Here is a 5,035-nt window from a genome sequence, read left to right as displayed (position 1 = left end):
GCCGCTTTTGCCGCTCTTTTCTCCGCCGCCATCCTGGTCAGCGCAAGCATCGCCCCCGCCATGAACAACGCCGCCGCTCTGGTCGCTTAACCCACTTATTAAAGGAACCCCGAATATGTTGTCCTCCAAATTTCAAAGCCGTCTCGCCGCAGCCTTTGCCTCTTTCCTCTCGGCTGCCATCCTGCTCAGCGCCTCCATCGGTCCGGCCGTGAACAACAGCGCATCTTTGGTGATCTGATCACCGAAGATGCCCGGGCGACAGCATCCGCCCACCCACGTTTCTTCGTCATATTCAACGCCAAGTTTAACCTCCCTTAACATCTCCCCGCTATTTCCAGCCGGTGAACGACATCCGCTGGCCCACCTTTCTGATCATCACCGCCGCCCTTTGCACGGCGCTGTTTCTGGCGATTTTCCTCAGCGGTGGCCCGGCCAGCACGACAGCAGCCGTCCACATCGACCAAAACCGCGCCAGCTTCGGCATCTGCTTTGGCCCCGACCGCGTCACCTGCGTCGTCGACGGCGACACGATCTGGTTCGCGGGCCGCAAAATCCGCATCGCCGATATCAACACGCCGGAAATCTCCAGCCCCGGCTGCGCCGCCGAAAAGCGGCTCGGCCAGCAAGCCAAGATCCGGCTGCAGGCCTTGCTCAACCAGGGCGCCTTCTCCCTGCAATCGATCGACCGCGATCAGGACCAATATGGCCGCGATCTGCGTATCATCACCCGCGACGGGCAAAGCCTGGGCGAGATTCTGGTCACCGAGGGCCTCGCCGAACGCTGGCAGGGGGTTCGCCGCAACTGGTGCTAGGCCACCGGCCCGGCCTTGCGCGACAGCCACCAGGCCAGCGCGAACAACAGCATGAACAGTCCGTCGACCATGGCGCCGACAAATACCGGCCCCACCTCCACACGCCCCTGCGTATAGAGGATGGTGACCGGCAGGAAGAAGGACAGCTTTTCCAATATCGCAATCGGGATCAGCGCGCGATAGCGGGCCGGGTCGATCGCGATCAGGATGAAGATCAGCTGGAACACCAGCGCAATGCCGATAAAGCCGTAATAATATTCCGGTCGCGGACCGGCTTCGGCGAACAATCCCGGGACCAGCGCGAGGAAGCCCCAGGCGGCGGCGAGAGCGAAAATGATTCGGATATATTTCATGGCGACTCCGGGTTGAACTTTACAAACTTTACAGTGTTAAGAGGAAAAATAGCTGCTGGCCCCAAAATCACGAATTTCCGCATTTTTCAGAATGTTGAACAAGTCTGGCATCATGGTTTCTCATGTCCCAATCTGTAGCACAAGGCGGGCCTGTAGGACAGAGGCGCTGCCGAAAGATGTCGCCGGTATGGCAAATCCCGCGCGCCATGATATGGACCGGCCATGGAACAATATCGTCATATCATCGGCTGGGGCGCGATCGCCGTTGCCGCGCTCAACTTTCTCCCGCTGCCCCTGCCCGCGCTCCCCCCGATGCTGACCGCACCGATGATGATGCTGTTGCCCGGCCTCGGTCCGGTGCTGATGATGCTCTCGCCGATGCTGCTCTTTGCCGCCGGTATCGGCCTTGTGAAAGGCTGGGACGGCGGGCGGAAGCTGTTTGTGGCCTGGGCGGTTGTTGGCGGATTGTCGGCGATCGCGGGACTGGACTATGCGCCGGTCGAGGCGATGGTGGATCTGGCGGTGATCGGGGTTTCGCTGGCGGTGGTGCTGTGGGGTGACTGGCGACGGTTGTTGCCGCGGCGCTAGGGCTGTTCGACCGGATAATTGCCCTCTCCCACAGGGAGAGGCAACGAAGACTTCCCCGGATGAAATCCGGGGTTAGTCGCAGTCGGTGAGGGTTGTGCACTTCGGGAGGTTCCAACCCCTCACCGAGTTGCGCTAGTCAGACAAGCTGACAAGCTTCACTTGCCTCTCCCTATGGGAGAGGGCAATGTTCCGGCCCGTTGTTCCTTTTCAAATAGCAGATCACCGCCCGCGATAGGGTTCGCAGGCTATGCCGTCATTGTCGCGGTCCAGCGGCGACCGGTAGCCGGGTTGGCCGCGATAGAGCGGGGCGGCGCCGGCGGCGCGGGCGGCGGCGCAGTTGGGGTAATAGGCCGGCGCTTGCGGTCGCTGGGCGAAGCTTTGCACCTGGACGGCCTCCGCCGGTGTCGACAGTCCGCCCGGCTCGTAAAAATAGACGCCGCAAAAGGTCAGGCCGACCAGTTGGACCATCACGATAGTCTGCAACCGGCCATTGAACGGCTGCTTGCGCGTCTTGTGGCGGAACAGCGCGCGACCGGCATAAGCGCCCGGCGACCCGCCGAACAGCGCCAGCTTCAGCAGCGTCGACTCCGACACCCTCCACCCGAATTTCTCCGCCTGGATCTTGTCCCAGCCGAACAGCAGGAATGTCCAGCCGTTGAGCAGGGCGAAAGCCAGCAGGATGTTGGTCGCGGTCAACATGGTGCGAATATATCCGGACATGCTTAAAAACCGGTGAAAGGGGGGCGGGTTGCGGACGTCTGTCGATGCCCTCTCCCATAGGGAGAGGCAACGGAGACTTAGCCGATAGGCTTAGTCGCAGTCGGTGAGGGTTTTAACCTTTCCGAGGTCCGTAACCCCTCACCGAGTTGCGCTAGTCAGCAAGCTGACAAGCTTCACTTGCCTCTCCCTGTGGGAGAGGAAAATCTGGCCGGCTCTCCGTCAAACGATCAGCCTATCGCACGGAACAATCCCGCGCCGCGCGCGTTGGTCAGATAACAGAAAGAGGTACAGCATGACCGACAACCAGAACAGCAACCAGTCCCAGCGCGACGACGCGCAGGCGCAGAAATTTGCCGAGAAGGCGCAGCAGCATACCAAGGCCAAGCGCGAGGATATCGCCGACAGCACGCACGGCGGCCACACCGACCCGGCGCAGCTCATTCCCGATGATGTGCAGGACACGGTCGACCATATGAAACAGATGGTCGAAAGCGGCCGCATCGAAGGCGGCGCCTTTGCCGGCGAGCGCAATGATGATGACGAGGAAAGCGATCTCGGCATTTTGGACAAGGCCGAAGACGACGCCCCGCTCAGCGAAAAGGGCGGCGCGGATTTTGGTAATAGTGGGTGATGGTGATGAATTCCCTCTCCCTCTGGGAGAGGCAAGTGGAACTTGCCAGCTTGCTGGCTAGTGGAACTCGGTGAGGGGGTGTGACCTCTGAAGGACGAAACCCCTCACCGACTGCGACTAACCCCGGATTGCATCCGGGGAAGTCTTCGTTGCCTCTCCCTATGGGAGAGGGTGAAATTACACTCGTCATCCTGAACTTGGTTCAGGACCTCCCGAGAGTTCGCGCTCTGCCGATGGAGGTCCTGAACCAAGTTCAGGATGACGATTTGTGGTGTTACGCTTCGCTCATCTTGCCATCGACGCTCCAGATTCCAGCACCGCGCGCGGCGATGAACAGGAAGATGAAGCAGTAGAGCGCGACAGTTTCGCCGCCGTTGGTGATCGGGTACAGCCCGGCCGAGCCATGCGCCATCCAGTAGGCCGCGGCGCTCATGCCGCTGGCGATGAAGGCGACGGGACGGGTGAACAGCCCCAGCGCAATCGCCGCGCCACCGATCAGCTCGATGCCGGCAGCGGCGTAGAGCATCGGGTTGAGCGGATATTCAAAGGCGACCGGAAAGTTGAAAAGCTTTTGCACGCCATGCGCCATGAACAACAGCCCCGCGACGATCCGCAGCAGCGCGTAGGTGTGTTCTTTATATCCATCCAGAAATTTCATGATTGGTCCTCCCCGTTGATTGGTGGGGAAAGACTAGGCCGGGCTTGCCCTAGCGTCAACGCGGGACACGGTGGGCGCGGGGCAACAGTGTGTTGCCGATTTTGCTGTTGTGTGGCGTGAGCGGCGGTCGAGAGGAGAATTGGACCGAGCCAACCGTCATCCTGAACTTGGTTCAGGACCTCCGGAGGGTGCGCGCTCTGGCGGAGGGGATCCTGAAACGAGTTCAGGATGACGAGGTTGGGAATTGACGGGCTCTCACCGAAACCCGAATCCGCTCCTATTCAGCCGCTACATCCGTCGTACGGGTAATATCGCCGCGACCGGCCAGCAGGCCAGCAACGGATATATCCTCGTCAATCTCTTCCCAGTGCAGGCCCGAGCGGCTGAGTTCGACCTGCTCGCGCTGCCGGGGCGTGGCATGCAACAGGCGCGGAAACCAGGCCAGCGGAATGCCGAGCGTTCGTCCGTCTTCCAGATCGACCCAGAAATTACTCTCGTCAAACCGGACCGCTAGCGGCTCAGGGGGAAAAGAAGTCATGCCATAGTCTTTCAATTTCTTCGCCTCTCCCCTCTATAACCGCAATCAGCCGCGAAAGCACGTTTGAAGAGAAGCCCCAGCAATGCATTCGCCATCGGCGATTAGGACACAGGCAGGGCAACGTCACGCGCGCTTTGAGCCATTGACCGGAACTATCAATCGGTCGGCAGACAGGTCTATATGACCGTTCGGGGACCGATGTTCATTGGGGTAACGATTGGTGTATTTGGTGCATTGTCACCGAAATGCCTAATTGCTATCTGTTAGCTTCCTCAATAAATTGCATTAGGTTTTCTAAATCGCTCCTAAGATTTAGCTTCTCCCACTCTGGCTCCGCGTTCTCAACCAAATAAGATGCAATTTTGACTTTATTACCGTCTCTAACATCCTCCTTTTTCTGCCCGATTTTAAACCTAAGAGGATGACAAAATCGATTTCCGCTAATTGTTGTTTCTATTACGTTCCTGTGCTTGGCCCTGATTGCCGCATCTCGATCTTGTGCTGAATAATAGTTTTCAATTTCTCGTCCTTTTGTGACCCAATGGAATCCGCCTATCGCATCTAATTCTGACATTATTTTCAATTTAGCAGACCGAAGAGACTGGTTCGCCGAGCCTAAATCACTGTCAATCATAATAGCGCAATGGCGGTTGATAGGTAGCAGGTTTACAAAATCCGTTATTATTTCATCATTTGCCTCTAAATGGCTTAGGATTTTGCCACTGACGTGACCCC

General features: G+C 58.4%; 7 protein-coding genes and 1 pseudogene. 3 read left to right on the top strand and 5 right to left on the bottom strand.

Annotated elements, in window-relative coordinates; translation table 11 throughout:
* Positions 1-341: 341 nt before the first annotated feature.
* A complete protein-coding gene (locus C8024_RS07610) occupies positions 342-812 on the top strand; it encodes a thermonuclease family protein (protein ID WP_367947218.1) in 471 nt (156 codons plus the stop codon).
* Here C8024_RS07610 and C8024_RS07605 read toward each other — a convergent pair.
* On the bottom strand, positions 809-1,165 hold the full coding sequence (locus tag C8024_RS07605; protein ID WP_173203869.1) for a hypothetical protein: 357 nt from the start codon (positions 1,163-1,165) through the stop codon (positions 809-811). The two genes, C8024_RS07610 and C8024_RS07605, sit on opposite strands and share 4 nt — an antisense overlap.
* A 222-nt stretch (positions 1,166-1,387) precedes the next feature.
* Between C8024_RS07605 and C8024_RS07600 the strand changes: the two genes are divergently transcribed.
* Positions 1,388-1,753 (top strand): hypothetical protein, encoded by a 366-nt coding sequence (locus C8024_RS07600; protein ID WP_173203867.1) that lies wholly within the window; start codon positions 1,388-1,390, stop codon positions 1,751-1,753.
* A 219-nt stretch (positions 1,754-1,972) separates the two neighbouring features.
* Here C8024_RS07600 and C8024_RS23145 read toward each other — a convergent pair whose 3' ends face one another.
* On the bottom strand, positions 1,973-2,473 hold the full coding sequence (locus C8024_RS23145; RefSeq protein ID WP_367947217.1) for a DUF1294 domain-containing protein: 501 nt from the start codon (positions 2,471-2,473) through the stop codon (positions 1,973-1,975).
* Positions 2,474-2,765: 292 nt separating this feature from the next.
* Between C8024_RS23145 and C8024_RS07585 the strand changes: the two genes are divergently transcribed.
* On the top strand, positions 2,766-3,104 hold the full coding sequence (locus C8024_RS07585) for a hypothetical protein (RefSeq protein WP_173203865.1): 339 nt from the start codon (positions 2,766-2,768) through the stop codon (positions 3,102-3,104).
* A 274-nt stretch (positions 3,105-3,378) separates the two neighbouring features.
* On the opposite strand, the gene C8024_RS07580 is transcribed toward C8024_RS07585, so the two are convergent.
* From C8024_RS07580 to C8024_RS07570, 3 genes and pseudogenes are all read right to left on the bottom strand, one after another.
* On the bottom strand, positions 3,379-3,762 hold the full coding sequence (locus C8024_RS07580; RefSeq protein WP_173203863.1) for a DoxX family protein: 384 nt from the start codon (positions 3,760-3,762) through the stop codon (positions 3,379-3,381).
* 277 nt (positions 3,763-4,039) lie between these two features.
* Positions 4,040-4,300: a DUF2442 domain-containing protein gene (locus C8024_RS07575; protein WP_173203862.1), complete on the bottom strand. Its 261-nt coding sequence runs from the start codon at positions 4,298-4,300 to the stop codon at positions 4,040-4,042.
* Between the two features lie 256 nt (positions 4,301-4,556).
* Positions 4,557-5,035: pseudogene (locus C8024_RS07570) on the bottom strand (hypothetical protein); the annotation flags it as partial.

Origin of the sequence: Sphingopyxis sp. BSNA05 (assembly GCF_013265645.1) — a bacterium.
GTDB lineage: Bacteria > Pseudomonadota > Alphaproteobacteria > Sphingomonadales > Sphingomonadaceae > Parasphingorhabdus.
Note: the sequence above shows the minus strand (reverse complement) of the source record. Positions and strands in the feature narration are given on the sequence as shown.

Excerpts from the sequence above, each read along its gene's own strand:
- C8024_RS07600 (WP_173203867.1), top strand. The coding sequence starts at position 1,388 with ATGGAACAATATCGTCATATCATCGGCTGGGGCGCGATCGCCGTTGCC.
- C8024_RS07605 (WP_173203869.1), bottom strand. The coding sequence starts at position 1,165 with ATGAAATATATCCGAATCATTTTCGCTCTCGCCGCCGCCTGGGGCTTC.
- C8024_RS07580 (WP_173203863.1), bottom strand. The coding sequence starts at position 3,762 with ATGAAATTTCTGGATGGATATAAAGAACACACCTACGCGCTGCTGCGG.
- C8024_RS07585 (WP_173203865.1), top strand. The coding sequence starts at position 2,766 with ATGACCGACAACCAGAACAGCAACCAGTCCCAGCGCGACGACGCGCAG.
- C8024_RS23145 (WP_367947217.1), bottom strand. The coding sequence starts at position 2,473 with ATGTCCGGATATATTCGCACCATGTTGACCGCGACCAACATCCTGCTG.
- C8024_RS07575 (WP_173203862.1), bottom strand. The coding sequence starts at position 4,300 with ATGACTTCTTTTCCCCCTGAGCCGCTAGCGGTCCGGTTTGACGAGAGT.